Origin of the sequence: Fretibacterium fastidiosum (genome assembly GCF_000210715.1) — a bacterium.
Lineage (GTDB): Bacteria > Synergistota > Synergistia > Synergistales > Aminobacteriaceae > Fretibacterium > Fretibacterium fastidiosum.
The window spans coordinates 2,369,868-2,371,655 of the sequence record NC_021038.1 but is presented as its reverse complement, the minus strand read 5'-3'; the positions used below and the strand labels follow the sequence as shown (position 1 = coordinate 2,371,655).

The 1,788-nt window shown below is 58.4% G+C and carries 2 protein-coding genes; both read right to left on the bottom strand.

Annotated elements, in window-relative coordinates; translation table 11 throughout:
• The coding region (locus SY1_RS10690; RefSeq protein ID WP_208873773.1) for a hypothetical protein at positions 1–279 on the bottom strand (279 nt) is incomplete at its 3' end.
• A gap of 36 nt (positions 280–315) precedes the next feature.
• Positions 316–1,644, bottom strand: coding sequence for an ABC transporter ATP-binding protein (locus tag SY1_RS10685; RefSeq protein WP_015557026.1), 1,329 nt, complete (start codon positions 1,642–1,644; stop codon positions 316–318).
• Positions 1,645–1,788 lie beyond the last annotated feature (144 nt).

Below are 1,788 nucleotides of genomic sequence, written 5' to 3'. Positions count from 1 at the left end.
GAAGTAACAATAATGAAAACAGGTCTGACCAAAAGGGCCCTGCCAGAAAAAGGTATCCTCGGTTTCCGCGTCCAGGAGGGGCAGCCGGATATCCTTGATGCGATAACTGTCCTTTCCCTTAAAATTTTTCACCTTTCTCTTATGATAGAAACGTGGATTTTTCCCCAGGAGTGTCGATAGCATACGATCCAGGCAGAACAGGAAAAATTCCCACCACGTATCGACTCCAGATCGCACGCCTTGAAAAGCACCCCGAACGACCTTCAACTTGCGCAACATGACATCGCTCATCCAAACAACGCTCCAGTCCTTAGTCTATTTCTCGATTTGCGTGCTCTTGACAGGCTGCAAAACCCAAGGCTGGTCCAGGGCCAATATGCCCGGGCTCTCTCCAAGGCGATAGGGGGAGGGGTAGAGCCGCCCGGATATCTCGAACGAGAACTCGGGAGGCGTCGCGTGAATGTTAACTATACGCTCCCGATTGAATAAATTGACCTCCATCTTCACATGGTAGTTCCCCACATTCAGTAACGAACAATTCAACGGAACCCGAAGAATGAAATTTCCCTGGAGTGGCGGGAGCTCCTTCTCACCTCCCATTTGGTCCGTCTGATAACCATAACAAACCAACACCCCGTTTACCTCATATAGGCAATACCCAACCTCCAGCGCCGGGTCAGGGACCTCGACAAAGCCCTCGATCTCGACCCAAACCCTGTCCTTGCGCTCCATGGGGCCTGAAATCGCCTTTCCGTCCTCTCCATAGAGGCCGAAGCGCAGCGGCTTGAACCAGGGGTTCTCGAAGAGGTTGCCGGGGTTCCTCCACTCGGCGACGGCACCTGCCTCTTTCGAGACGTTCAGGTATTTCCGTACCCCGACGGAGACGTCCGGCGTGTCCAGCGCCACCCGGCCTCGCTCCAGGCACACCACGCGATTGCAGAGCTGCGAGACGGCCCCCATGTTGTGGCTGACGAACAGGATCGTCCGGCCCTGCTTGTGGCTCACTTCGTCCATCTTGCCCATGCACTTCTTTTGAAACTCCGCGTCACCCACCGCCAAGACCTCGTCGATCATCAGGATCTCCGTGTCCAGGTGTGCGGCCACGGCAAAGGCCAGGCGCACGTACATGCCGCTGGAGTAGCGCTTCACCGGCGTGTCCAGAAACTTCTCCACCCCAGCGAAGTCCACGATGGCATCGAAGTTTCGCCGAATCTCCGCCTTGCTCATCCCCAGGATGGCGCCGTTCAGATAGATGTTCTCCCGCCCCGTCAGCTCGGGGTGAAAGCCCGTCCCGACCTCCAGCAGGCTGGCGACGCGCCCCCTGAGGGATACGCGCCCCGTCGTGGGTTCCGTGATGCGGCTCAGGACCTTGAGCAGCGTGGATTTGCCCGCGCCGTTGCGTCCGATGACCCCGACGCGCTCCCCCTCGTTGACCTCGAAGGAGAGGTTCGACAGCGCCCAGAAGTCCTCGACAGCTGGATTTTCCTCCCTCGCGCTCCTCGCGAAAGGATGGCGGAACCTGCGGCCCAGTCGTTTCGCCCGGTCGACCAGCACGTCCCGCAACGCAATGTAGCGCTGCGGCGACCTGTGCGCCAGCAGGTACTTCTTGCCCAATTCCTCGATCTTGATAACGGTGTTTGGCATGGATAACCCCTTGCGGGCAGCGGTCAATTCCCCGCCACGGATTCAAGGTCCTCGAGGGAGAGATTCGTCAGCTCCCGGATGTCCTGGATGGACATGCCGCGCTCTCGCATCTTTCGAGCGGCCTCCAACATGGCCTCGTGCCGG

Coding starts and splice junctions, on each gene's coding strand:
- SY1_RS10685 (WP_015557026.1), bottom strand. CDS start 1,644: ATGCCAAACACCGTTATCAAGATCGAGGAATTGGGCAAGAAGTACCTG.